The sequence below is a fragment of the Trichococcus paludicola genome, assembly GCF_003052295.1.
Taxonomy (GTDB): domain Bacteria; phylum Bacillota; class Bacilli; order Lactobacillales; family Aerococcaceae; genus Trichococcus; species Trichococcus paludicola.
Genome location: NZ_QBLC01000003.1, coordinates 342221 through 367796, shown reverse-complemented (window position 1 = coordinate 367796; position 25576 = coordinate 342221). Strand labels below are relative to the sequence as shown.

16 protein-coding genes and 1 pseudogene are annotated in these 25576 nt (G+C 48.7%); 4 read left to right on the top strand and 13 right to left on the bottom strand.

Annotated elements, in window-relative coordinates; genetic code table 11:
• Nucleotides 1-261 precede the first annotated feature (261 nt).
• Nucleotides 262-1332, top strand: coding sequence for a YeiH family protein (locus C7R56_RS06570; protein WP_107995759.1), 1071 nt, complete (start codon nt 262-264; stop codon nt 1330-1332).
• Between the two features lie 113 nt (nt 1333-1445).
• Here the strand turns inward: C7R56_RS06570 and C7R56_RS06565 are convergent, their stop codons facing one another.
• The 4 genes from C7R56_RS06565 to C7R56_RS06550 form a co-directional block, all read right to left on the bottom strand.
• Nucleotides 1446-7943, bottom strand: coding sequence for a G5 domain-containing protein (locus C7R56_RS06565; RefSeq protein ID WP_159072182.1), 6498 nt, complete (start codon nt 7941-7943; stop codon nt 1446-1448).
• 456 nt (nt 7944-8399) lie between these two features.
• The gene (locus C7R56_RS06560) at nt 8400-9842 is read right to left on the bottom strand and encodes a DUF1538 domain-containing protein (protein WP_107995757.1); all 1443 of its coding nucleotides are present in this window, start codon (nt 9840-9842) and stop codon (nt 8400-8402) included.
• Between the two features lie 52 nt (nt 9843-9894).
• Nucleotides 9895-11118 (bottom strand): family 16 glycosylhydrolase, encoded by a 1224-nt coding sequence (locus C7R56_RS06555; protein WP_107995756.1) that lies wholly within the window; start codon nt 11116-11118, stop codon nt 9895-9897.
• Between the two features lie 259 nt (nt 11119-11377).
• On the bottom strand, nt 11378-12088 hold the full coding sequence (locus tag C7R56_RS06550) for a hypothetical protein (protein WP_107995755.1): 711 nt from the start codon (nt 12086-12088) through the stop codon (nt 11378-11380).
• A 326-nt stretch (nt 12089-12414) separates the two neighbouring features.
• On the opposite strand from C7R56_RS06550, the gene C7R56_RS06545 reads away from it, so the two are divergent.
• Complete coding sequence (locus C7R56_RS06545) at nt 12415-13371, top strand: AEC family transporter (protein ID WP_107995754.1); 957 nt, start codon at nt 12415-12417, stop codon at nt 13369-13371.
• A 321-nt stretch (nt 13372-13692) separates the two neighbouring features.
• Here the strand turns inward: C7R56_RS06545 and C7R56_RS06540 are convergent, their stop codons facing one another.
• The 7 genes from C7R56_RS06540 to C7R56_RS06510 all read right to left on the bottom strand — a co-directional run bounded on the left by C7R56_RS06540 (nt 13693) and on the right by C7R56_RS06510 (nt 19852).
• On the bottom strand, nt 13693-14841 hold the full coding sequence (locus tag C7R56_RS06540) for an iron-containing alcohol dehydrogenase family protein (RefSeq protein ID WP_107995753.1): 1149 nt from the start codon (nt 14839-14841) through the stop codon (nt 13693-13695).
• Nucleotides 14842-14949: 108 nt separating this feature from the next.
• Complete coding sequence (locus C7R56_RS06535) at nt 14950-15762, bottom strand: ABC transporter ATP-binding protein (protein ID WP_107995752.1); 813 nt, start codon at nt 15760-15762, stop codon at nt 14950-14952.
• A 12-nt stretch (nt 15763-15774) separates the two neighbouring features.
• Nucleotides 15775-16833 (bottom strand): taurine ABC transporter substrate-binding protein, encoded by a 1059-nt coding sequence (locus tag C7R56_RS06530; RefSeq protein ID WP_107995751.1) that lies wholly within the window; start codon nt 16831-16833, stop codon nt 15775-15777.
• 12 nt (nt 16834-16845) lie between these two features.
• Nucleotides 16846-17694, bottom strand: coding sequence for an ABC transporter permease (locus C7R56_RS06525; RefSeq protein WP_107995750.1), 849 nt, complete (start codon nt 17692-17694; stop codon nt 16846-16848).
• A gap of 38 nt (nt 17695-17732) precedes the next feature.
• A complete protein-coding gene (locus C7R56_RS06520) occupies nt 17733-18050 on the bottom strand; it encodes a P-II family nitrogen regulator (protein ID WP_107995749.1) in 318 nt (105 codons plus the stop codon).
• A 13-nt stretch (nt 18051-18063) separates the two neighbouring features.
• Nucleotides 18064-18393 (bottom strand): P-II family nitrogen regulator, encoded by a 330-nt coding sequence (locus C7R56_RS06515; protein ID WP_107995748.1) that lies wholly within the window; start codon nt 18391-18393, stop codon nt 18064-18066.
• Nucleotides 18394-18487: 94 nt separating this feature from the next.
• Entirely contained in the window at nt 18488-19852 is a 1365-nt protein-coding gene (locus C7R56_RS06510) for an aminotransferase class III-fold pyridoxal phosphate-dependent enzyme (protein ID WP_107995747.1), read from the bottom strand.
• A 630-nt stretch (nt 19853-20482) separates the two neighbouring features.
• On the opposite strand from C7R56_RS06510, the gene C7R56_RS06505 reads away from it, so the two are divergent.
• Both C7R56_RS06505 and C7R56_RS06500 read left to right on the top strand, forming a co-directional pair.
• Nucleotides 20483-20887, top strand: coding sequence for a type II toxin-antitoxin system HicB family antitoxin (locus C7R56_RS06505; protein ID WP_107995746.1), 405 nt, complete (start codon nt 20483-20485; stop codon nt 20885-20887).
• A gap of 75 nt (nt 20888-20962) precedes the next feature.
• Nucleotides 20963-21778 carry a Fic family protein gene (locus tag C7R56_RS06500; RefSeq protein ID WP_107995745.1) on the top strand — a complete coding sequence of 272 codons (816 nt, stop codon included), beginning with the start codon at nt 20963-20965 and terminating at the stop codon, nt 21776-21778.
• A 329-nt stretch (nt 21779-22107) separates the two neighbouring features.
• On the opposite strand, the pseudogene C7R56_RS09095 reads toward C7R56_RS06500, so the two are convergent.
• Together C7R56_RS09095 and C7R56_RS06485 are read right to left on the bottom strand one after the other, a co-directional pair.
• A pseudogene (locus tag C7R56_RS09095) lies at nt 22108-23919 on the bottom strand (ABC transporter permease/substrate binding protein).
• The gene (locus C7R56_RS06485; protein ID WP_407701479.1) at nt 23912-25114 is read right to left on the bottom strand and encodes a quaternary amine ABC transporter ATP-binding protein; all 1203 of its coding nucleotides are present in this window, start codon (nt 25112-25114) and stop codon (nt 23912-23914) included. Before C7R56_RS06485 ends, C7R56_RS09095 begins: the two are co-directional and overlap by 8 nt.
• Nucleotides 25115-25576 lie beyond the last annotated feature (462 nt).

Below are 25576 nucleotides of genomic sequence, written 5' to 3'. Positions count from 1 at the left end.
ATCGCTTTACACAGACACGGACGTGAAGGCAAAAAATGTCTTCTATCGTAAAGTCCCTATAGTAAGTTACACTACTCCCCCACGTTTGTCAAAGATTTATTGTTAATGAAAAGTTAGTTTTACTTTTGAGCATCACGAAAAGCTGAGGAATGGCGCATCCCAGCATAGTTCGGCTGATACTAATGCCATATTTTCATTTATACGCAAATTCAGGTAAAATGATTTATTGTAACGCAATAATATTGGAGGGGCTTAACACTCATGAAAATAAATGCAATCAAAAAAGAACTCGATGGGATTTTGCCCGGCCTCGCCGTCAGCATTCTCATCTCCTTGGTCAGCCAATTTCTCGCCCGTTTCCTGCCGGCACTCGGCGCCGCACTCATCGCCATCCTGCTTGGGATGCTGCTCGGCAACACGCTCCTCAACCGGCCGGAACTGGGTCAAGGAACGAAATTTTCCGAAAAACGTCTCTTGGAATACGCCATCGTCCTGAATGGGCTGATCCTGGATTTCCAAGTACTGAAATCAGCCGGACTGAAAGGCTTCGTCTTCATCATTCTGCAGATGTCGCTGACGATTTTCGTCACCTACAATCTGGGCAAATACTTCGGCTTCGGCAAACGCTTCTCTCTGCTGATGGGTGCCGGCAACGCAGTCTGCGGCTCCTCCGCCATCGGAACCGTCTCGCCGATCGTTCAGGCCGACAACAAGGATAAAGGCATCTCGATAACGATCGTCAACCTGACCGGAACCGCGCTGATGATTGCCCTACCGCTTTTGGGAGCCTTCCTTTACGGGAGCGACACCCTGCGCACCTCCGCCCTGATTGGCGGAACCGTCCAATCGGTCGGCCAAGTCGTCGCCGCAGCAAAACTCGTCAATGACGAAGTCGTAACCCTGGCGACCGTCTTCAAACTGATGCGCGTGCTCTTGATCATCGCCGTCGCCGTGTTGTACGGGCGCATGAATATGAACGAAGGAGAGCCTTTGTTCACGCGCAAAAAGAGCGCAGGGATTGATGACGGATTGGTCACCGGAGCGAGCGCGTCCGCCAGCCCAGCTGCCATCTCCTATGGCGTCCCATGGTTCCTGACCGGATTTGTCATCCTCTTCCTGATCCGCAGCTTCATCGGCGTCCCAGACGGCGTCCTGGTCGTCTCAAAAGCCATCAGCACCCAATTCGAAGTCGCCGCCCTCGCCGCAATCGGCATGCGCGTCAAATTCGCCGACATCATCAAAGAAGGCCCCAAAGCCCTGCTGTACGGCTTGACAGTGGGCGCGGTGCAAGTCGTTATGGCCATTGCGCTGATACGGGTATTTTTCGGATAACAAAAATGAATAATGACAGCTAATCCTTTTCAGCGAAAAACAAGAGCACCCTCCACCAGTAAACTGTGATGGAGGGTGCTCTTATTTTTGTTTGCTCTTTATCTTTTTATTGTCTAGATTAAGTCAACAATCGTAAAGTTTGCGTTATTTGTACTTGATCCTGTTACATTATTGGATGTATCATACGCCTTCAATAGAAAATTATTCCACAAACCAGCTCGCAAAGTGTCTGTTATGGGTAATACACATTCATACAATCCAGTGTCGTTATTTTTAGTCATATCTAAATAAACCATACTTGAGTCTGTTAGCATGTATACTATTTGAACCTTTGCTACTTCCACATTATCAGTAATCTTTGCCGATATGGTAATTGTATCCCCTACTGTTGCAGTTGTCTGCGACACTTTAACTGATGCTTGATCTATTATTGGTTTCGTAGTATCCGTATCAGCCAGTTCGCTTTTTGTTCCAACCGCAACTACTTCATTCACTGGTCCTGTGGTCACTTCTGAATGGGTCCATTCACGACTAGTTTCTACACCATTGTAATAGGTCACGTTATAATAATTAGTTTTTGTCCCAGCCACCCCTGATTGTATTACTCTCGTTTCTCCGATCAGCATACTGGAGTCATCTTGATAGACAGTATCAAAAGAAATTGGTTCTGTAGTCGTTTCGATGGTATTTTTCGGTGTCGCTAGCACTTCAAAGTTTCCTTCACTCAGATTACCGCTTGTGTAATTTTGACCTGAACCGTTACCTTCCGGGAAGAATATTACATAATCTCCATTAACATCTCCTACATAAAGAGACTCAATCTTGTAACTACCAGCACCTACGATATAACTGAAGTATGGCTGGTTTATTGTCGCTTCATAAATGTCATTTCCAACGTTTACAAAATCAAATCTTTTGGTGAATCCGTTTGGAAGAGTGTATGAAATATATACCGTTGATATTGTTGCATCATTATCTTTGAGTTTAATGGTCAGTTTGTTGGTAGTACCATCGTCTTCATGGATAACATTATCCTCAAGATCCATTGAGATTAATGTGACGCCTCCGACAGATGCAATAGCAGGAAGGACCTCGAAATCACTTGCGCTCAAGTTTGCACTGGTGTAATTCATACCAGCTCCATTGCCTTCTGACATGATCACCCAAGAACTCCCATTCGAATCAATCAGGAAGATCGAATCGGTCTGGTAGGATCCTGCTCCCCAGAAGTAAGTTGGCACTGCAACTTCATAAGTGTCATTTCCAACATATACGAAATCTTCTTGTCCATATCCTCCGCTCGGTAATCTGTAGTTGAAGTGTGCACTTTGAATGGTTGCAGACGTTCCTGACACTTTCATTGTGACTTTTTTACTGTCTTCCCAGTCGCCAGCGTAGGCAATGTCAGATTCCACTGACAAATCTTTTAAAGTGAATCCGCCAATTTGAGCAAGAGGCTGTTTTGTACCAACAGCGATAATTTCCGCCAAAGGAGCTGAAACCAATTCTGAATGAGACCATATTCGGGCTGTTTCTATGCCATCTGTATAGGTTACTGTATAGTATTGTGTTTCATTCCCAAATACGCCGGATTGAATCACTTTTGTTTCACCAACCATAAGATTCGGATCATCCTGATAGATTGTTTCAAAAGGAAGAGGATTTGCTTCAGCAATAGTTTCTGTAGTGACTACTGGTCTGTTGATTGCCTCAAAGTAAGCTCCGCTCAAATCACCGCTATCATAATTTAGCCCCGTTCCATATCCTTCAGGGAAGAATATAAATACATTTCCATTTACATCATATATATTGATGGATTCTACTCCGTATGATCCTGCTCCTGCAAAATAAAATTTTGGGAAACACTCAACGGTAGCCTCGTATGTTCCATTCCCTACATATACGAAATCACAACTATTATCCCATCCGTTTGGTAATGTGAATGTAATTGAAGCACTTGAAATTGGTGCGCCATCTGATTTCACTTTCATAGTCACTTTGTTGCTTGACCATTCACCCACGTATACGACAGGATTATTAATGGCTACCGATTCTAAAGTGACCCCTGCTACGGAGGCAAGTCCGCTTGTTTCCTTAATAGTAAAATCAGCTGCGCTCAAATCAGCACTTGTGTAGTTCAGCCCTGAACCACGACCTTCTGGGAAGATGACCCACGTATTGCCTGCAGAATCAGAAGCCCCAATCAGACCGATTTGGTATAGACCAGCATGCGTATAGTAAGATGAAAATGGTATCGTTGCTTCGAATACATTATTACCTACGTTTACAAATTGCAATTGATCAGAATAGCCATTTGCTGATTCATAGTTCACATACGCATATGTAATGTTTGCATTTTTTGAAGTAGCAGTCATTCTTAAAACCACATTTTTGCTGTTATAGCCTTCATAAACCCCGCTTGCATCAACAGATAATTCTTCGATTCTGAATCCGCCAATTTGTGCGATTGCTTGTTTTGTGCCCACTTTGACTATTTCTTCAACTGGTGCAATCGTTTCACGACTAATTTCAGTGCGACTTGCTTCAACCCCATTGACATAGGTAACATCATATAAAACAACGTCATAACCTTCGGAGCCTTGCTGGATTACTTGTCTTTCACCAATAAAGAGGTTAGCATCTGCTTGTTCTTGTGTGCCATATTGAATAGCATTCTCATGAACGGACTCTGATCTGATTTCCGTTACTTGCGTACCCACTTTGACAACTTCAGCTACAGGGGCTGTTGTTGTGCGGCTCGTTTCTACGCGGTTGGTTTCAATGCCGCTCACATAGGTTACGTCATAGCTTACAGTGTCGTAGCCTTTAACGCCTGCTTGAACAAGAATGCGTTCGCCGGTCGGGATCGTGTTATCGAATTCTTCAACGGTTGCGTAGGCAACTTCATTTTCAGTAGTTGTTTCGGATTTCACTTCCGTCACTTGTGTGCCTACTTTTACGATTTCGGATACAGACGCAGTTGTTGCGCGGCTCACTTCTACTCGGTTCGTTTCGATGCCGTTCACATAGGTAACATCAAACTCTACAGTGTCGTAGCCTTTCAAACCTGTTTGGACACCAACGCGTTCTCCGGTTGGGATCGTGTTGTCGAATTCCTCGACTGTAGCGAAGGCTACCTCGTTTTCAGTAGTTGTTTCGGATTTGACTTCTGTAACTTGTGTACCGACTTTGACGATTTCAGCTACAGGGGCTGTTGTTTTGCGGCTCACTTCCACGCGGTTCGTTTCGATGCCGTTCACATAGGTTACGTCATAGCTTACAGTATCGTAGCCTTTCGCGCCGGTCTTAACAACAACGCGTTCTCCGGTTGGGATCGTGTTATCTAATTCTTCAACAGTTGCGTAGGCAATCTCGTTTTCAGTAGTCGCTTCGGATTTCACTTCAGTGACTTGCGTGCCTACTTTAATGATTTCATTCACTGGAGCAGTTGTCTTGCGGTCTGCTTCAACGCGGTTTGTTTCAACGCCATTCACAAATGTTACTTCATACGTTACCGAATCGTAGCCATTCTCACCTGCTTGAACGACAACGCGTTCGCCGGTTGGGATGGTGTTGTCTGCTTCTTCGACTGTAGCGAAGGCAATCTCGTTTTCAGTAGTTGTTTCGGTTTTGACTTCCGTCACTTGCGTACCCACTTTGACGACTTCAGCTACAGGCGCGGTTGTTGCGCGGCTAATTTCTGCGCGGTTCGTTTCGATGCCGTTCACATAGGTTACGTCATAAGTTACAGTGTCGTAGCCTTTCGCGCCTGCCTTAACAACAACGCGTTCACCAGTCGGGATCGTGTTATCTAATTGTTCGACAGTTGCGTAGGCAATCTCTTTTTCGACGTTGGTTTCGGATTTGACTTCCGTTACTTGTGTCCCCACTTTAATGATTTCATTCACTGGAGCTGTTGTCTTTCGGTCTGCTTCAACGCGGTTGGTTTCAACACCATTCACGAACGTTACATCATACGTTACCGTATCGTAACCGTTAACACCTGCTTTAACAACCACGCGTTCGCCGGTTGGGATGGTATTGTCCTCTTCTTCAACCGTAGAGAAGGCGACCTTATTTTCAGTAGTTGTTTCGGTTTTGACTTCCGTCACTTGCGTACCGACTTTGACGATTTCATTCACTGGAGCAGTTGTCGTACGGTTCACTTCCACTCGGTTCGTTTCCACACCGTTCACATAGGTGACGTCATACGTTACCGTATCGTAGCCATCCGCACCTGCTTGAGCAACTTGTGATTCGCCAGTCGGAATCGTATTATCCTCTTCACTAACCGTTTGGTAAGCCACTGTATTTTCTTTCGCAACAACGGTTTCCACCGTTCTTTCCATTACGGTCAATGCATCTTTCGCGATCCAGCCTAACTCTTTGCCGTTCAGCGAAACCAAGGACCAAGTCACACCGTAATCGGTCGTTTGTTCCTTCGCGACTTCAACCGTTTGGCCTAGATAATCGGCACTGGATGCGTTCGTTTGATAACCTTTCGTGCCCCAAGGCGACGTGTTGATGGCATCTGTGCCGCGGTTGATCAAGGCAGGATAAGCTACCTCGTTTTCGGAAACGATTTGCGCATAGGTTTGGACTTTCAAAGCGTCCTTAGCGATCCAACCTAACTCTTTGCCGTTCTGGGAAACAAGCGCCCACGTCACGCCGTAGTCCGTTGTTTGTTCTTTCGTGACTTCAACTGTCTGCCCTGCATAAGCAGCGCTTGAAGACAAGGTTTGGTAGCCTTTGACTCCCCACGGTGCCGTATTGATCGCATCGGAATCGCGATTGACGATGGCGGCGTAGTTTACCGTGGTCTCTTTGGTGATCTGCACGTAGGTTTGGACTTTCAATGCGTCTTTCGCAATCCAGCCTAATTCTTTGCCGTTTTGGGAAACAAGCGCCCAGGTTACGCCGTAATCCGTTGTTTGTTCTTTTGTTACTTCGACAGTCTGTCCCACATATGCTGCGCTTGAAGACAATGTTTGGAAGCCTTTGACTCCCCACGGTGCTGTGTTGATCGCATCGGAATCGCGGTTGACGATGGCGTCATAGCTTACCGCAGTCTCTTTGGTGATTTGGGCGTAAGTTTGGACTTTCAATGCGTCTTTCGCAATCCAGCCTAATTCTTTGCCGTTTTGGGAAACAAGCGCCCAGGTTACGCCGTAATCCGTTGTTTGTTCTTTTGTTACTTCAACAGTCTGTCCAACAAAAGCAGCACTTGAAGACAATGTTTGGTAGCCTTTGACTCCCCATGGCGCTGTGTTGATCGCGTCGGAATCACGGCTGATGGTTGCGGAATAATCCACATCGGTTTCTTTGGTGATTTGCGCGAAAGTTTGGACTCTCAAGGCGTCCTTGGCGATCCAGCCCAGCACTTCGCCGTTCAGCGAAATTTGTGCCCAAGTTACGCCGTAATCCGTCACTTGTTCTTTGATGACTTCGACAGTCTGTCCTGCATAGGCTGCGCTTGAAGACAGTGTTTGGTAGCCTTTGACTCCCCATGGCGCTGTGTTGATGGCGTCTGAATTGCGGTTGACTGTGGCAGGATAATCCACAACGGTTTCGGAAACGACTGCCGCATAAGTCTGAACGGCCAACGCATCTTTCGCGATCCACCCCAGCACTTCGCCGTTCAAGGAGATTTGCGCCCACGTCACTCCGTAGTCCGTTGTTTGTTCTTTGATGACGTCAACTGTTTTCCCGACATAAGCTGCGCTCGATGCAATCGTTTGGTAGCCTTTCGTTCCCCAAGGCGCCAAGTTGATCGCGTCCGTACCACGTCTAATCGTTGCCGGATAATCCACAACGGTTTCGGAAGTGATGGCAGCATAAGTTTGGACCGTCAAAGCATCTTTCGCGATCCAGCCAAGTTCTTTCCCATTAAGAGAGACCAAAGCCCAAGTCACGCCATAATCGGTCACTTGTTCTTTCGTCACGTCCACCGTTTTTCCAGCATAATCCGCGCTGGAAGCCAACGTTTGATAGCCTTGCACTCCCCATGGCGCGGTGTTGATCGCGTCTGTGGCACGCGCGATAACGGCAGGGTAATCCACTTCCGTTGTCGATACGATTTTCGCGTAGTTATTTTCTTTGACAGCAACTTCTTCAGTCGCATCCACTTCGGCTTGTACCTCTGGAACGGCTTGTTCAATCGGCCCTGTAGCAGTTGTTGTTTGTTCAGTTGTTGCGGCTTTAACAGCAATATTAATTGTGTAATAATCCTGATTAGCTGTCAGGACTTTAATCGTATTTTCACCTTCACTATCCACCAATAAATCGGAATAGAGAACGCTACCATTCAGGTCTTTAACCGTGACGGTAATCGTTCCATCTTCATTCCAATGAACAAAAACAGTCGCTGTCCCATCGGTGGTTGCAGTGCTGATCGCATGATCCAACCCGATATGCGCGGCCTTTTCTGTTGCTTCCACAATGACATCCGCTGTCCCCAATTTCCTGTCCGTAAGGGTTTCCGAAGCACTTGCTCCTTCGATTTCACTTGCTGATACTTGTCGGACATCGGCGGTGCCCAAACTGACGACCGTCGCACCCAACACACCCAAAACTATCCATTGCGATTTGACTTTGTGCAATACTTTTCTCATTGTTCTCCTCCTGAGCGCATCCAAAATTGTAGATAGATTGTGAAAATCATACTTTTCAATTTTATCATTCTTTAATAAATATAAATATAGAGTTTTTTCGGATTCTAGAAATTTATTTTCGGTTTTTTGATGATACATATGGCGATGCGTTTTATTTGGATATTACTACTCAGAATTAATTATTAAGGGGCACAAAAGGTATATAATTGCGAAAAAGCAGCAGCCTCATCCATTATTGGAGAGGCTGCTGCCTGTTTTTGGTATATTCTTTTATCTATAGAGTTGGGTTGGCGGGTTTTTGGGTTTCCTATGGGCGTGAGGCTGACTTATATACCCTGTCTCAACTATTTCGTATTGTTCACTCTTCGTTCAGTTGACATGTCGCGTGGGCATCGACTGATTGGCATCCTCCGCTCCTCGTTCAGCCGAAAGCCTTAATCCTTACCCGCTTATTCTCTATCGTTTTTCCCGGGATTTGCGTTTAAAGAGGATTCCCAGCACCTGCACGGCGATGAGCGGGGTTATTGCCGCCAGCGCGATCATGCCGAGGCTTTCCGCCAACAGGTTCTCCCTTCCCATAGCTTCGCCTGCACCTTGGATGAAGGACAAGATGAATGTCGCGGTCATTGGGCCCGAAGCGACGCCTCCAGAATCGAAGGCAATGCTGACGAAAAGCGTCGGGGCGAAATAGGTCAGCGTCAAGGCGAGCAGATAGCCGGGCAGCAAATAGTGCCATAGCTGGATGTCGGGAAAAACAATCCCGACCATCACGAGCGCCACCGCTAAGCCGATTACCACGGAAAGCACCGCCAGTACAACCTTTCTTTTCAGGAAGCCATCAGTGAGTTCCTCGATTTGGTGGGACAGGAGGTGAACTGTAGGCTCTGCCAGGACATTCACAAATCCCAACGCGAAGCCGATGATGACCAGATAACCTTTATTTTCCAGAGAGGCAACGCCGTATCCGACAGCCTTTCCTACCTCCATAAACCCGGCGTTGGCACCGAGCATGAAAAGGAATAAGCCCGCATACGTCAGCATCAGCCCGAACAGGATTCCCTTTTCATCCTGTTTTGACATGTCAAAAGAAATCCACTGGATCAGCAGAAAAATCAAAAAGATCGGCAGCAACACGACCATAACTTCCTTAGCGGTGATGGGCAGTTGGCCAATAAAGGGAGCAAGCACATTTTGATCCGAATTTCCCGTTGCGGTTTGAACCGTTGCTTCTGCGCCGCTGTTTCCAAAAAGGTCCATGACCATCACTGAGAAGAGCGGACCAATCGAAACGACACCGATCAAGCCGAAACCGCCTTTGCTGGAATCTTCATTTGCCTTTTTCACTTGCGAGTTTCCCAACGCGATCGCCAGAATGAACGGGATCGCCATGACACCGGTCGTCGCGTTAGTGGCATCAAATGCCAACAGGAAAACGGCGGCATACAGCAGTGCCAGCATCTTGTAGAGTGAAAGGTTGTGAGCTATCCGGACCAGCCCCAAAGAGAGCAACATGGCCGTTCCGAACGTTCCGGCGAATATGATTCCCCACTTGATAAGCACTCCGGATGTGAGCCAATCAAGCTGTTCTACCAGGAAATGTAGATCAGGTTCGGCGATCGTGATGATAAAACCAAGGGCCAATCCGGCACCTGCCAAAAATGCGAGGTCGTCAGGCTTTGAAACCGTCGCCCCCATGGCGTTGCCGATGCGGCTTACGCTCAAATTGGCCCCAAAAAGAAAAATAGAAAGACCGAAGACAATCAGCACAGCGCCGATCAGGAAGCGGACGAGCTGCAAGTCAGCAAGCGGCGTCAAGGTTGCGTGCAGCAAAAGAACGATGACCGTGATGGGAAGGACCGCATACAGCACTTCCATAGCCTTTGACAGCAGCAGCTTCATCGGATTCACCCCTCTCCCAAAGAGCCTTTAAAAATTGTGTAATCCCGGTGATTTATTCGTTTTGAGTGACGATTATTTTTATGATTGCTTTCCGATTGCCCACGATTGCTTCTGGCTGGCCGATGATTTCCCCTTTGATTTCGAAGGTACCGGGTTTGTCGAGCTTACTGAGCATGGCGGGTGTCAGTTCCTCCCAGTTGACCCATTGCTGCGTATCGGTACCGTCATTGTAACGAAGGGTGACGTAGGACGGGAACCCAACGAGTTGGCTGTTCTCGATGTCATATTGGCCGGCTTCCAGCGTGAATGTCGCTTCATCTTGGGAGACGATTTTCAGTTTATCGACTTGTTCAAAGTTTTCCGGAACCTTTTTCCAGACTTTCATGTAATCGATCTGGAACACTTTCGGGTAAAGCGCGGTCGGGTCGAAAGGACCTACCCACCAATTTTCGCGGCCTTCATAGGCTGACAGGATGGAAATCATCGGATAGGCGACCTCTGCCTGGAACGTCCCGATTTCTTCGTCATCGAAATAAAAAACGAAGCCTTCCGGAGTCCATTCGAAAGTGTATAGATGGAATTCATTGCTCAAATCGGCATCGTCGACATCATAAATAAAATGCTGCTCCCACGCTGCCGGGTCCCGGTGCGCGTAAAGCGAAGCCGTGACGACATTGCCGAAATTCAGGGCATTCTCGAAGACATCCACTTCCACATCCTGTTCCGGTGTGTCCTGGATCCCGACGAGCCACCAGGCGCACATATTGCCGAGGCTATTCATCATTTTCGCCCGGATTTCGAAGACACCGTACTGCGAAATGAAACCCATAAATGGCTCGATATCATTACGTACCTCCAGGCCCTCCTTGAATTCATGAAGCCCAGTCCGGTTCCCTGTCATCACGCTGGATGTGCGGACGGTCCCGTCGAATTCGGGATTCCACGGCTGGGTATCTTCATTGATGATCAGATTCAGATTGCCGTCCTCCACCTCGTAGATGGCACGCGCGGCCTCCATATCCGGCGTCCAAGAGGCGAGATACTGGTCATTCCAGATGGCAGGATTGAGCGGACTTTCGTCAAAATTCTCATCGAATATCAGGCGATAATCTCCGTTGTAGACCGGGGTCATGTATGTTTCATCCCCAAACATCACCCACCGACTCAGCCGAGACTCCAATACAGCAGTCAAAGATGAGAAACCCGCCTGACGGAAACCGAAAAAGATTGCTGCAGCGACACTACAGCCGACCAAGACTTTCGTTGCTTTTTTCACAGTAGACCATCTTCTCTCGTGGATTTGCTTGCGATGATAGCGGTATGCGAGATGATATTGAATGGATGGTTGGGGAAGTTGAATAATTATGCGCTTGATGGAGTATCGTTCATCTCCATTATAAGTCCGCCTGATTCGGCACGCTAATTTTAGGACTTTTCCCGGCCATATTTTTGAGGCGTATTCTGAATGCAAAAAGCATCGCGACCTTCAACGTTTGAAGGCCATGATGCTTTTTATGTTTTTTATACTTTTATGTTCACGGAAGCATTTCATAATTCTCTGGAAGGGCAAAATACTCCGGTGCTACGGTGTCGCTCATATCGATCACATCGAGATTGAACTGATTTTCCCCGGAAGCTGAGCGGATCCTTTGCAGGAGATTGCCCTCGAAATAATAAAACATCCGGTCGCCATTTGCGGCGTAGTATTCTTCATAGATGAGGTTTTCATCCTCCCAACTGCCCACATACGTGCTGCCGATGTCCTTGAACGGCGGCGCTTCGATGATGCCGTCATCTTTCGCTTCTTCAGTAGGATCCGCACCTTCATTCCGCGCAATCGTCTGTTTCAGGTGATTGATTTCATAGGCCAACCCGTTCAAAGTGAGGTAAGTCATGTCTGTATTCTCCCCGCTTATCCGGATTGCCTTATCCGCCCCGTCAACAGCGACTGTCATCGACCGGTCCTCCAGCTTATCCCCTGTGAACTCTTGGAAATGGTATTGCGCCACATACTGTTTGCTAGCAAAAATCGCGAAATATGGATCGGCCAAATGGGTGCTGGCTATGCTTGTGTCAGTTTCCACAGATGCTTCACTACCGCTTCCAACAGTTGACTCGAATAGTTCACTTTGGCTACTTGCGGCGATGCTACTTGATTCGTCGGATGCAGTTCCGTTTTGTACGCAGGCGGTTAATAATACGGCAATTGCCGTCAACGTCCCTAATAAAGCAATTTTTCTTTTCATTTTTCATAAACCTCCTTACGAAAAGCAAAAGGTTAGGTCTGTTGTTCTGACTTTCGTTTCCTTGTATTCATTATACGCCGGAATGATTCTGGTCACTATGAAAAGCCCTCGACATTCAAAAAGGTTGCGAATGCGGGTGGCCGTTCCTTGTCATATCATTTGCATAACCCGCTCTATTGGGCGCACAATACAAGTGAAGAAACAAATGGTCTTGCGGAAGTCCGCAGCGATTATACTGTTACAGCCATCCCTTCGCCGCTTTACGGACTATCGCATCAGGTATCTTTTAAAAGTGCATTTCCAGTTGACGAAGGGGGATATTTTTCATGAACGATATCATAACCATTGCCTTGAAGGCATTTCCCGTGATCGCTCTGATAACGACAGGGGTTGTTCTGGAGAAGTCGGCCTTCCTCAGCGCCGATGTCGTCAAAGGCATGAAGAAGCTGATCATGAATCTGGCTTTGCCTTGCCTTTTATTTCTGATTTTGTTGGATGCCGATCTGCAAGCGGACTATTTATGGGGATCCGTTGCAGTTTTTATCGCTTGCCTGTTGGCTTTTTCGATGGGTTTTTTGTTCAAAAAAATGTGGAAATCGCCCAATGCGTTCTTCCCGTCCGTCTATTCCAGCTTCGTCACCGGCATCATTGGCTATCCGCTCTTCATCTCCACTTTTGGCGCCGAGCACCTGTACAGATTGGCCATCCTCGATATCGGCAATCTGTTATTCATCTTCATCGTGCTCGCGACATTTTTGGATAAAGTCGGCTGCAACCAAACGGGCAGAAAAAGGATGAGCCTGACGGATCAGGTCAAACATATAGTCAAATCCCCTTTCCTGATAACCATGTTCTTGGGAATCCTGGTCTCTTTGCTTGGCGGACGGACGTTTTTCCACACGAACCCTGTGACCTCCGCCTTGGTGGCTGCCGCGGGAATGCTCGCAGACATCACTTTGCCGCTTGTTCTGATTGTGATCGGCTATGAGCTTCACTTTGATCTGAAACAGCTTTTGGTGCCGCTCCCGGCGGTATTGCTCAGGATCAGTATGATGCTCCTGTTCGCCTATCTGCTGAACACTTTCGTCATCGACAGACTGCTCGGCTTGGACCGGCTGTTTCAGATGGCCGTCTATACCATGTTCATCTGCCCGCCCACTTTCATTATTCCGGTCTTCATCGAAGGCGATTGCCCCGACAAAAGCTTCATCCTGAACTTTCTTTCGCTGAACGTCATCCTCTCCATCGTGACGTTCATCATCCTGATGACGGTGCTGCTTTGATGATCTGATCAGCGTGTCAATAGCAGCATGAAATGAAAAAAACATCCATTGGACTGATTGTATTTTCCTCAGTCCAGTGGATGTTTTTATGTTCGCACCGTGTGTTTTAGTCCTAATAAACATTATCCTCAGGCAAACTCCGGCGTGAGGGGTCTTCGCCGGAGTTCAAAATACTCGACCAGTTCCTACCTCCTACGAGCGGAGCCTCATCGGAGGTAGGAACTTCCAATCACTCCCAATCTCCTGCGAGCAGGGCCTCGCCGGAGGTAGGGCCTAAATGCCCCGAATTTCCGGCATCAGTCAAAAGAAAAAAACAGCCGGTTACGGCTGCTCCACATACATATCTTTCTTGGTCAATGTCCCGAACAGATCATAGAGGATATCATCCGTGATCTTGACTGGATTGTTCTCGAGGTTCGGGTGATGGGAAAGCTGGACCAATTCATCTACTTGCGCATCGGACAAGTCCAAATCCGTCAGATCCGTCCGCAAGCCAATCTGTTTTTTCAACGCTTTGATGGCTTGGGCCATCGCAGGAGCATCGACGAAACCGAGTGCTTTGGCGAAGGCGGCCACGCGATCATCCGGCTCCAACTGGGCGTTCACCTGGGCGAAGTAATCAATCGTCAGACCGCAGGCTTCGCCATGCGGGATACCGTATAAGTTCGTGAGCGGATAGGAAACAGCGTGCGAAGATGTCGTCTTCGGCAGCGCAAAGGCAAGGCCTGCAATGACCGAGGCTTCGGCCATCTTTTCGCGCGCTTTAACGTCTGTCGGGTTCGCGTAGGCGATCGGCAGATGCTCAAACACCAATTTGGCGGCATGGATCGCCAACGCGTCGCAGATTGGCTGGTGGTTCACGCTCCAGTAGCCTTCGATTGCTTGGCAAAGGACATCGATCCCGGAGCAGGCGGTCACGGTCGGCGGACAAGTGTAAGTCAATTCCGGATCGACGACGGCATAGGCCGGGAAGAAGTTCGGCGAAAAGATCGGGGCTTTTTTGCCGGTTGCGTGATCGGACAGGACCGAGACGCTCGTGACTTCGCTGCCGGTTCCGGATGTAGTAGGCACGGCAATCAAAGGCAGGAATGTTTCCGGCAAGGCTTTGCCGGTGCCATGGTAGAGCCTGATCGACTCGTCCACCGTAGCGATCGTCGCGGCGGCCTTGGCGAGGTCCATCACGCTTCCGCCGCCCAGAGCGACCACAAATTTGGCGCCCTTCTCGCGCATCAGTTCGGCGCAGGCATCGACTTCGTCCACCTCAGGATTTGGCGATACGTCGCTGTAGACGGCGGTCAGCAGGCCGTCCGCTTCCGCGATGACTTTGTCGGCCAATCCGGATTTGCGGAAGGAACGCGAACAGATCAGGATGCCGTCCGTTTCTCCAAGCTCCTCGATGACCTCCTTCAAGGCGGAAATTTTGCCGTTTCCGAATATGATTTTCACTGGTTGTTGATAATTCCAATCCATTCCATGCACCCTTTCTCCAGTAGCTTTTTCTCTATTAAACAGTAATCCGAAAGGCGCGCCTTCTCGGTCTGCCCTTCGGATTATTTTTCATTGTCTAGCGGTATTATATCACACAGCCACTTCTTCTTTTTGATTGATGACGTTCAGGATCGATTCGCGCATCGTCATGTATTGCTTGGAGTAGCGGGCGCTTTCGCTGTTGGCGCCGTCCATGTCGTAGGTAAAGTCGGTGTCGAGCACCTTCACGATGCGGCCGGGGCGGCTGGACATGACGATGACTTTCGTCGCCAAGGACAACGCCTCGTCCACGTCATGGGTGATGAAGAAGACGGTGCTTTGGTTCTTCATCCAGATGCGGCGGATCAGCGCCTGCATCTTGTCGCGGGTCAGGGCGTCTAGCGCGCCGAACGGTTCGTCCATCAGGATCATGCCCGGTTCGTTGACCAGTACTTTGGCCAAGGAAGCGCGTTGCTTCATCCCGCCGGATAGTTCATAGGGCTTGCGGTTGGCGAAGTCGGTAAGTCCGACGATTTCCAGGTATTCCTCCGTGATCGCCTCACGTTCCTTTTCCGGAATGTTGCGCATGCGCAAGCCGAAATTGACGTTTTCTTTGATCGTCAGCCACGGATAGAGCGGTGGCGACTGGAAGACTACCCCGCGCTGCCAATCCGGCCCTTCGATTGGCTTGCCGTTCATCAAGGCTTGGCCGTCAGTCGGCTGCATGAAGCCCGAGATGATGTTCAAGAGCGTGCTCTTGCCGCAGCCGGATGGTCCCATTACGCAGATGAACTCGCCTTCTTGGATGTCGAGATTGACTTGGGCCAAGGCCGTCACTGTCCCGATTTCGCTGTTGTAGACCAGTTCGACATCCTCCAGTTTTACCACTGTCTTTCCGTTGCTTCCTTCATAAGTCCTCTGCATAATTGGTTCCCCCTACTCTTTCGAATCCAAGTAAGCTTGGATGTATGTTGTGTTGATGCCTTCAGCAAAATCTGCTTCGCTCGGCGATGCGGTGATGTTGCCTTGATCCAGGTAGAATTGACCCATGTCGCTCATCGTAGCGGCCATTGCGCCGACTGCATCGGATGTCCCCAGGTTAGCTGCATCTAATTGTTCCTCTGCGGAAATCCAGTTTTGACCTTCCATTTGCAGCTTAGCGGACTCTTCCGTGATGTTCAATTGCTCAGCGATGATGGAGATGGCTTGATCCGGATCTTCTCGGTAAAGCGTTACGGCTTTATCGACGGCAGCGATGTACTTAGCAACAATATCCGGATAAGCTTCACCGAATTCGCTGTGGACGATTTCGACGTTAGCTGTCATGTATCCCATTTCGGCTACATCTCCACTGTGGAGAACGATGGTGCCGTCAGTCAGCAATTCGCTGAGGGTAGGCTCCCAGATGTAGGCGGCATCGATGTCGCCACGTTGCCATGCCGCAAAGATGTCTGACGGTTGCAGATCGATCAAGGTGAAATCAGTCTCCTCAAAGCCGCTGGCCGTGATGGCGCGCAGCAGGCTGTAGTGGGCCGTGCTGGCGAAAGGAACGCCGATGTTCTTGCCTTTCAAATCTTCAAGGGAGGTAGCGTTCAGCTCGTTCTTGGCAACCAACGATTCCACGGAACCGAGCGTTTCATGGATCCAGATCATTTCGATTGGGATGCCCGAAGCGATGCCCAATACAGCCGAGCCCGAACCGGTCAAGCCGAAGTCGACGGCGCCGGAAACCATGGCTTGGTTGATCGCTTTGCCACTTTCGAATTGGACGATTTCGATCGGCACACCCATTTCATCCTCAAAATAACCTTCCGCTTTCGCGATGCCTTCGTCATTGGGCATTTCCAGAGTTGCAATGATGACTTTATCAGGCAGGTCGCCATCCGCTGATGCGGTGGAAGAATCGGTCGCGCTGTCGGCGCCTCCGCAAGCCGCGAACAAAAGCGCGGAACAAGATAAGAACAGTAGTTTAGAGAACATGTGGTTTTTTTTCATAAAAGCCTCCGATTATTTTCCTGCCCAAGGGACAAATTTATTTTGTACGATGACGATGATTTTATCCAAAAGAATGCCGGTGATGCCCATGATGATGATGCCGACGAAAACGATATCGCTGCGCAGATAGTTGCTGGCATCCAGGACCAGCCAGCCAATCCCGGTCATGGCCGCAACCATTTCAGCCGAAACGAGGGTCGTATAGGCGACGCTGAGTGCGGTGCGCAGGCTCGTCAGGATATCCGGCAAGCAAGAAGGCAGGATGACATGGAAGAACACTTGGGTCTGGCTGGCGCCGACCGTTTTCGCACTGTTGATGAAGTCTGTGTTGACTTTCGCAACGGCGGAGACGCAGCTGACGTAGATCGGCGCGAAGGCTGCCAAGAACAGCAAGGCGACTTTCGAAGCATCCCCAATCCCAAGCCCCATGACCAACAAAGTGTAGTAAGCCAATGGCGGCAGCGGGCGGTAGAAGTTGATGATCGGATCCAAGGCCGCTTTGATCTTCGTGTTGTAGCCGCTGAGCAATCCCAACGGAATAGCGACGATGATCGCCAATCCGAAGGCACTGAGCAGGCGCCATAAGCTGGTACCGATGTGCTGCAGCAAGGAGTAGCTTTTATAGCCGTTGAATAGGATCTCCACGAAGGCCGTCCAAACCGCCAATGGGCTTGGCAGCAGCATCGGGCTGACCAGCCCCAGCGCGGTAACGACATACCAGAGCACCATGATCGCTGCGACGGTGCCGATGGTGATCATTTTTTCCGGCTGGATCCTCTTTCGTCTTTTCTTTACCGCGATCGCGGACGTGCTTTGCTCGGGAATCAGTGCATCGCTTGTGAGCGTATCTGCTTTCTTCATAAAATTGTCCTCCTTGGTCTCTTTTCGCCTAAACTGTTTCATGCGCGGCGTACCTGATATTCGCGGGCGATCGTTTGCACGAAAATCTTGCCGTCCCCCGCCTGGCCGGTGCTGTTGACCGCCAGTAGGATGCCGATTACGTTTTCCACATTCTCATCCTCCGTCACAATCGTAAACATCCGTTTAGGCATCAGCACGCTGTGTCCGACTGCTTCGCGGAAGTCTCTCCCTATCAGCGGATTCTTGCCGCGTCCGAAGACTTTTCGGCAAGTGAAACCCGGAAAGCCGCCTGCAGCCAGTTTTTGTTTCGTTTCCGTCACCTTGTTCAGGCGAATGATCGCTGTCACTTCCTTCATACAATTCCCACCTTTACAGTCCTTCTGCGCCGCTACTGATCGTATAGGCATTTTCGATTGCGTGCACGAATATTCTGCCGTCGCCGTAATTTCCCAAATCGCTTGTGCGCGCTTGGGTGGTGATGACGTCGATGATTTCTTTCTCATGGGCTGCTTCGGCCACCAGGAACAGCAATTCCTTCGGCAGCTCGTCGTAGAAGACGTCGCCGATATGAATGCCGGCCTGTTTCCCCCGTCCGTATACGTCCATCCGCGTCACGGCGGTGTGCCCTTTCTCAGCGAGTTTCGCCAAAATCTGTTCCGTCTTCTCCGGCCTCACGATGGCCTCAATTTTCACTAGCATGCGCTCCACCCCTTTAGGCTGTTTTATTCATTAGTTAGTAGATTTTCTGAAAGATAATTTTTTGAAATGTGGTGCGGCCAGCACCCGGCGCATTTTACATATAGGTTTCATCGACAAGCGTCAGCACTTCATCCAAGATCGGCAGTACTTCAGCCAACTCTGTTTCGGTGATCGTAAGCGGTGGGCAGACACTGATCGTCGTTTCGCGGCCGAAAGTCGAGAAGCCTCGGTCCTTCAGTTCCTTGTAGATGGCCGGCATGATCCGGTTCGGCGTGTTGAACGGTACAAGCGGCTCGCGCGTTTCCTTGTCGAGCACCAGCTCCACCCCGCAGAAGAGGCCGTAAGTCCGGACATCCCCGACGCAAGGGTGTTTGGCTTTCATTTCTTCCAAGTAGCCCTTCAATAGTGTACCGATCTTTTCGACGTTTGCGGCGATGTTTTCGTCCTCGTAGACTTCTAAAGTCGCCAAGCCGGCCGCGCAAGCCAAGGTGTGGCCGCTGTAGGTCAAGCCGCATTGGAGTTGATTTTCGGTGAAGTATTCGCTGATCCACTCGGAAACGATCACGCCTCCCAGCGGCACATAGCCTGATGTCACCCCTTTGGCGAAGGTGATCATGTCCGGTGTGAATCCATATTGTTGGAAAGCGAAGGCTGTCCCGGTCCGGTAGAAGCCGGCCATGACTTCATCGAGGATCATCACGATGCCATAGCTGTTGCAGAGGTTGCGCACCCCTTCCAGATAGCCTTTTGGATAGGCAATGATGCCGTTCGCGCCGATGACCGTTTCCAAGAGGATGGCCGCCACATTGTACGGGCCTTCGTATTGGATCTGTTCACTCAATTTCTTCAGATAGAAAGCCGTCAGTTCCTCTTCGGTTTCAAATGGAAGATTGTCGCGGTAAGGAGAAGGATTGGAGAATTTCACGAAACCGTTCGCGCCGCCGATTTCCGCTGCGAACCTGCGGGAATCTCCGGAAGCATTGGAAGCGGCAAGCGTAGCGCCGTGGTAGCTGTGGTAGCCGCTGAAAACTTTTGTGCGGCCCGTCGCGATCCGCGCCATCTTGATTGCATTTTCGTTCGCGTCGGCTCCGGCATTCGTGAAGAACACCCGCGCCATATCCCCGCCGGCCAGCTCGACCAGTTTCTTCGCCAACAAAGACTTCACATCGGTCGCATAACTCGGTGCCATGAAGCACATCTTTGCAGCCTGATCCTGGATCGCCTTCACGACTTTTGGATGCTGATGACCGATGTTCGCGTTCACCAATAAGGAAGACATGTCCACTTGACGGTTGCCTTCATAGTCCCAGAAATAAATACCTTCCGCCTTTTCGACTGCCATCGCGACCTGTCCCTGCTTCGACCAGGCCCGCATCACGTACTGTTGATCCATCGCTATTACTTCTTCTCCGGTTAAAGTTGTTGCTTCCGTTGTATTCCATGTTGCGTTCACTGTCATGCTGTTCCCTCCCGATGAATTTTCTTTTAATCAATTTCTAATATGTCCCCATAATACGGGGATTCGGATTCATCGTAAATAAAAAGCTCTAATTTCATGATAGCATTTGTGACATTTCTGCTTTCATCCGAAAAATATTCCGCTTACAACGAGGCTTATTTCTTGTTCTTTGTCAGTTATGTAAGGTTTTTCTGAAAAGAAACTGACTTATTCTTCTGGATAATTGTGAGGGCTTTCAAGTTTGCTATGGGTGGAATGAGGCGAAATAACTATCGATATATTTAAGCGCCATTACAGAAAATGACGCCAGTTCCCAGGAATGCGCGTCAGCTTTACTGACATGTTTTGATTGCGAAAGAGTTTTTTGGCGGTTATGAAGTGGAAGCATGTGAGGAAATCTGCCGTAAATAGGATCGAGTTTGGGAGAATATTCGGAAGTTTACCTAATAAATAAAAGACAAAATGTTTAAAAGAACGCAAAAAAGCGAAGATAACTAGCTGAAGGGGGCTGGCTGTCCTCGCTTTTGTTCGGGATATAGGCAATTCAGTGCAGCACAAATTTGACTTGCACGTATAACACACGTACAATCAATCATATAGAGGAATGCAGTCATTACAGGAGGAACCCTCATGATTGAAGATAAAATATACATCTATCCCATCTACATCACCGTCGATTTGGTCGAGGAATATCCATATTTCGTCGAGATACCGGATATGGATGGCTACACACAAGGGAAAGACTTGGCGGAAGCGATCACGATGGCCAGGGATTATATCGGCTTTGCCGTCATCGATAAACTGGAGCAAAATGAGCCGCTACCCTTGCCAGATCAAATCGCCTATCAACAAAATAACACTCAGATCAAGACACTTGTGGATATCAATTTTAAGAAATATAAAGCCCAGCGTGACAACAAAGTCGTGAAAAAGACGCTGACGATTCCAAATTATTTGAATGAACTCGGCATCGAAAAAGGCATCAATTTTTCGTTGACACTGACAGAAGCTTTGAAGGAAAAATTGGGCGTCTGACTCAGCGCAACTTTCCTGAATTAGTTGTATAATCATTAAAAGCACGTTACTTTCCCAATTGAAAGGGGCATGGTTATGGACTATCCCGAAGGCAAATTACCACCCACCTACGATGTGGCCGAGAACGAGTTGCCTTCTCAGATTAAATTGGCGCTTTGGCAGACTGCGTTCGGCCTGCAAAAAGTCGATGGCCTCAGCCCATCCGAGTACATGGTTGAGCTGGCCTACGAACATATAGAAGGAAAAAAAGGATACGACGCCATTTATCGCGAAATTTCGGATTATCACCGGGAAGCACAGGTGGATGCAAACACGGTCGAGGCGGACATCGCTTCGCTCCGGATTGCGGAATTGTTGGCTGAAAATCACTTCCTGCTCTCCCCTTCCACGCTGTTGGGCATCCACAGACACTTGTTCACAGATGCATTCACGAAAGAAATTCCTGTGGGTAAGTTTCGGGCGGTGAACATCACCAAGAAAGAGCCTGTGCTCGATGGAGAGACGGTCCAATACAGTTCGCATTTCATGATTCAGGATACTTTGGCGTACGATTTTGAAAAAGAACAGAATTTCTCGTACAGAAATCTGAGCAACGAGCAAAAAGCGCTGCATGCGATGGCATTTTTGGCAGATATTTGGCAAGTACATCCTTTCAGGGAAGGAAATACCCGAACGGTCGCCGTTTTCGGTATCCAATATTTGAGAAAATTAGGGCTACATATCGACTATTCGCTCTTCAGCGAACATGCCGCCTACTTCAGGAATGCCCTCGTGCTCTACTATTATCAGGGCGAGAAACAGGATAAACAGTCCTTGAAAATGTTTTTCGAAAATCTGTTGTTGGGCAAACAGAACGTGCTGTCGGATAAAGAAATGTACACGAAAGAATAGGATAGGAAAAAATGTTCAAAAGAACGCAAAAAAGCGAAGACGATCAGCATGCGGATGCTGTTCGTCTTCGTTTTTTGCGTGAAATGAATAAATTCCATGTTGTTGTCCAGTTTCCGCGTCTCACCATTGCGCTTTGAACATTTGGATCAAATGTTCGAAGGTTGTCCGATAACGTCGATGAATCGGACAACCGCTGCACGTTCGGTTCGATGGTTGTCCGATAACACCCATTAATCGGACAGCCAAACAACCCAGGCTGCTTTTACCAAAAAAGCAGGAGCTGCTGCCTCGGAATGAGGCAGCAGCTCCTGCTAGTGTTCAACATTCTGTTATTTGGCTATGCCGGCAGTCCATTCTGCGACTAGATCCGGATTGGCTTCAACGAAGGCTGCAGCAGCGTCTTCGGCTGATTCGCCTTCATAGATTTGAAGCATCAAGGCTTCGACATCTTCGATGGTCCAGTGGAATTGATCCAATACTTGATAAGCTTCAGGCATGTCGGTTTCGAGTCCTTCACGTGCCATCGTGTGGATCGTTTCTTCGCTGCCGAAAGTTCCCTTGGGATCATCCAGATATTTCAGGTCATAGGACGAGAACATCCAATGCGGGTTCCAGGCTGTTATAACGATGTCTTCTTTATTTTCGATTGCTTGTTCGAGTGTGACGGTCATTGCGCCGGATGAGGACGTTTCAATTGCCCAATCACTCAGATTCGAGTAATCCGTTATGGCACGCTCAGCAGCTGCCACGATACCTGCGCCTGGCTCGATTCCGGTGATGGATTTGCCGGCTTGATCGGTCAAATCTTCGACAGAGTCGACATCCATATAGGTTGGAACGGCCAGACCGATTTTCGCGCCTTCAAGGTTTCCGCCTAAGTCGACCATCTTATCGCCGTATTCTTCCAATTGCGCACCGTGCGTTCCTGGCAGCCAAGCGCTCAGCATAGCATCCGCTTCGCCTGTGGAGACGGCTTCCCACATGATCGCGTTGTCCAAAGGAGTCAACGTCACATCGTAACCAAGGTCTTCCAACACTTGGGCAACGACATAGTTTGTCGCCACTGCGTCATCCCATTCGACGTAAGCCAGTTCGATTTCCTGGCCTTTGCCGACTGTGTCTTCCATGGATACTTTATCTTCTGTCGCACCGCATCCGGCGGCGATCAGAGTGACTCCTAAGCCCAATCCGGCGGTAAGTCCGAGGTGTTTCCAGTTATGTTTTGTTGATTTTTTCATGGGTATGTTTCTCTCCTTTTTGTTTGGCAATTAGGAACGATTTAGTCTTTATGTTGAACTTTTTTTACTGAATTTCTGGGTCAAGCGGTCGATGATGATGGCAAGCACAACCAAGGCCAACCCGGACACGAAACCGGAACCGATTTTGGCGCGTTGCAAAGCGGAAAGGACATTCCGGCCCAATCCGGGTGCACCAATCATCGAAGCGATGACGACCATCGACAAGGACAGCATAACGGTTTGGTTGATGCCGGCCATAATCGTGGATTTCGCCAGCGGCAATTCGACTTTGAATAACCTTTGCGCGCCGGTGCTGCCGAATGATTCGGCTGCTTCAACCAATTCGATGGAAACTTGTCTGATCCCCAGATTCGTGAAGCGGACGGTCGGCGGGATTGCGAAAATAAGTGACGCAAGCACCCCAGGAACCATGCCGATTCCAAAGAACGCTACGGCCGGGATCAGATAAACGAAAGCCGGCATCGTCTGCATGAAATCCAAGACCGGATTGATAATGTTGTTCGCGATTTTGTTTTTCGCCATCAGGATACCGAAAGGCACTCCGATCAAGACGGACAACAAGCTCGAAAACAGGACCAACGTCAAGGTGAACATCAAGTCTTCCCAGAGCCCTTGGTTATGAACGAACCAGAGTCCGACGACAGAAAAGATGGCCAGCCCGAATTTTTTACCCGAGGCAAAGAACGCCAATAGCGCCACTAATGCGATCAGAATGACTGCCGGGATGGCAGTCAGCGTTGAGGTCATCAGATCGATCAATGTCTGCGAAGACTCTTTGATCGGATCGAACAGGAAACTGAATGTATCGGCGGTCTTGTCTGTGATGTATTCAGCAAAATCGGCAACCGGTAATTCAGGTATGAAATTCAATAGATTATCCATTTACGGACACCTCACTTTCTCCCGCCAAAGCAGCTATGACAGCTCCTCGGACAAGGACACCCACCAATCTGTCGTTTTCGATGACAGCGACCGGCGAGCTTGAATCATGAATGATTGGGAAAATATCGCTCAAGGTAGTATCTTTGGAGACGGTCGGGATATCTTCTCTGAGGATGCCATCCACTCTAGTAGTGTTGGCTTTCAAAGCTTTCGTAGCGTCCTCGGCAGTGATGTACCCTTTCAGTCTGCGGCGATTGTCCACCACAAGGATCGTAGAAATCCCTTCTTGGCGCAATAATTCCAATGCGAAGAGCGGACCATGTTTTTCGATATTCATGACGATTGGACGCTTCATGATGTGTTCGGCAGTCAGTACTTTCGAACGGTCGACATCCTCCACGAATTTTTCAACATAGCGCGTTGCCGGATTGGTCAAAATTTCTTCCGGCGTACCGATTTGGACCAATTCCCCGTCTTTCAGCAGCGCAATTCGGTCACCGATGCGCAAAGCTTCATTCAGGTCATGGGTGATGAAGATGATGGTCTTGCTGACGTTTGCTTGCAAATCCAATAATTCATCCTGCATCTCACGGCGGATCAGCGGATCCAAAGCCGAGAAGGCCTCATCCATCAACAGAATTTCCGGGTCATTCGCCAAGGCACGGGCCAAACCAACCCGCTGCTGCATCCCACCTGATAATTGGTTAGGATACTGATGGCTGTAGTCGCCCAGACCGGAATTTTCCAAAGCCTGTTGCGCTCTTTCCTTGCGCTCCGCTTTTGCGACTCCTTGCACTTCCAGACCGTACTCGGTGTTCTCCAATATGGTGCGGTGCGGGAATAAGCCGAAGTTCTGGAAAACCATACTCATTTTTTCCCTGCGGACTTGGCGCAATTCCTTCTTGTCCATGATTGACAAATTTTCTCCGTCAATCAGGATGTTCCCCTTCGTCGGTTCGATCAGACGATTGAACATCCTCACAAGTGTCGACTTTCCGCTTCCGGAAAGCCCCATGATGACGAAGATTTCACCTTCTTCTATGGAAAGACTGACGTTGTTGACTCCGACCGTCGCCCCAGTGGCACGCAGGATGTCCTGCTTGCTCTTGTTCTGTTCAAGCAGTTCCAGAGCCTTATCTGCTTTTTTACCAAATATTTTCGTTACGTTCTCTATTTTTATTTTCGGCAAGTTCATTTCTCCTCTCAAATTTTCGATGCTGTATGTGTGGATTCTGTTTCGTAATGGGAATGAAATCCCGAATCCGATTGTGCGTCTCCATAATGTACAAATATAGTGTTACATTTTCATTTATTCCGAAAATATAAATTGAAGATAATTTCGTTACATCACAAAGGTATAACCACTATTATCCAGCTATGGCGCGGATATGCAAATCAAAAATGAATTATTTGTGAAATTCCCGTGAAAAAGGATGCGGTTACACATGCTTTCTAAAGGTAACCGTGAGGAATCCAAATTTTTTTTAAAACAGTTGTTTACAGAATCTGTATATTGCTATTTCACACTTTCAACATAAATACAATCTCGCGCTGATAGCTTCTATTTTGCACACGCAAAAAGGATACCCGTCTCTTAAAGAGCAGGAATCCTTTTTCCATCAGTTATTTTTCAGGTGACGTTTTTCACACTACATGC

What these genes read in the sequence shown, in the direction of transcription:
- C7R56_RS06510 (WP_107995747.1), bottom strand. Translation starts at nt 19,852, where the DNA reads ATGACAGTGAACGCAACATGGAATACAACGGAAGCAACAACTTTAACC.
- C7R56_RS06530 (WP_107995751.1), bottom strand. Translation starts at nt 16,833, where the DNA reads ATGAAAAAAAACCACATGTTCTCTAAACTACTGTTCTTATCTTGTTCC.
- C7R56_RS06505 (WP_107995746.1), top strand. Translation starts at nt 20,483, where the DNA reads ATGATTGAAGATAAAATATACATCTATCCCATCTACATCACCGTCGAT.
- C7R56_RS06485 (WP_407701479.1), bottom strand. Translation starts at nt 25,114, where the DNA reads ATGAACTTGCCGAAAATAAAAATAGAGAACGTAACGAAAATATTTGGT.
- C7R56_RS06540 (WP_107995753.1), bottom strand. Translation starts at nt 14,841, where the DNA reads ATGGATTGGAATTATCAACAACCAGTGAAAATCATATTCGGAAACGGC.
- C7R56_RS06500 (WP_107995745.1), top strand. Translation starts at nt 20,963, where the DNA reads ATGGACTATCCCGAAGGCAAATTACCACCCACCTACGATGTGGCCGAG.
- C7R56_RS06535 (WP_107995752.1), bottom strand. Translation starts at nt 15,762, where the DNA reads ATGCAGAGGACTTATGAAGGAAGCAACGGAAAGACAGTGGTAAAACTG.
- C7R56_RS06550 (WP_107995755.1), bottom strand. Translation starts at nt 12,088, where the DNA reads ATGAAAAGAAAAATTGCTTTATTAGGGACGTTGACGGCAATTGCCGTA.
- C7R56_RS06560 (WP_107995757.1), bottom strand. Translation starts at nt 9,842, where the DNA reads ATGAAGCTGCTGCTGTCAAAGGCTATGGAAGTGCTGTATGCGGTCCTT.
- C7R56_RS06515 (WP_107995748.1), bottom strand. Translation starts at nt 18,393, where the DNA reads ATGCTAGTGAAAATTGAGGCCATCGTGAGGCCGGAGAAGACGGAACAG.
- C7R56_RS06545 (WP_107995754.1), top strand. Translation starts at nt 12,415, where the DNA reads ATGAACGATATCATAACCATTGCCTTGAAGGCATTTCCCGTGATCGCT.
- C7R56_RS06520 (WP_107995749.1), bottom strand. Translation starts at nt 18,050, where the DNA reads ATGAAGGAAGTGACAGCGATCATTCGCCTGAACAAGGTGACGGAAACG.
- C7R56_RS06570 (WP_107995759.1), top strand. Translation starts at nt 262, where the DNA reads ATGAAAATAAATGCAATCAAAAAAGAACTCGATGGGATTTTGCCCGGC.
- C7R56_RS06565 (WP_159072182.1), bottom strand. Translation starts at nt 7,943, where the DNA reads ATGAGAAAAGTATTGCACAAAGTCAAATCGCAATGGATAGTTTTGGGT.
- C7R56_RS06525 (WP_107995750.1), bottom strand. Translation starts at nt 17,694, where the DNA reads ATGAAGAAAGCAGATACGCTCACAAGCGATGCACTGATTCCCGAGCAA.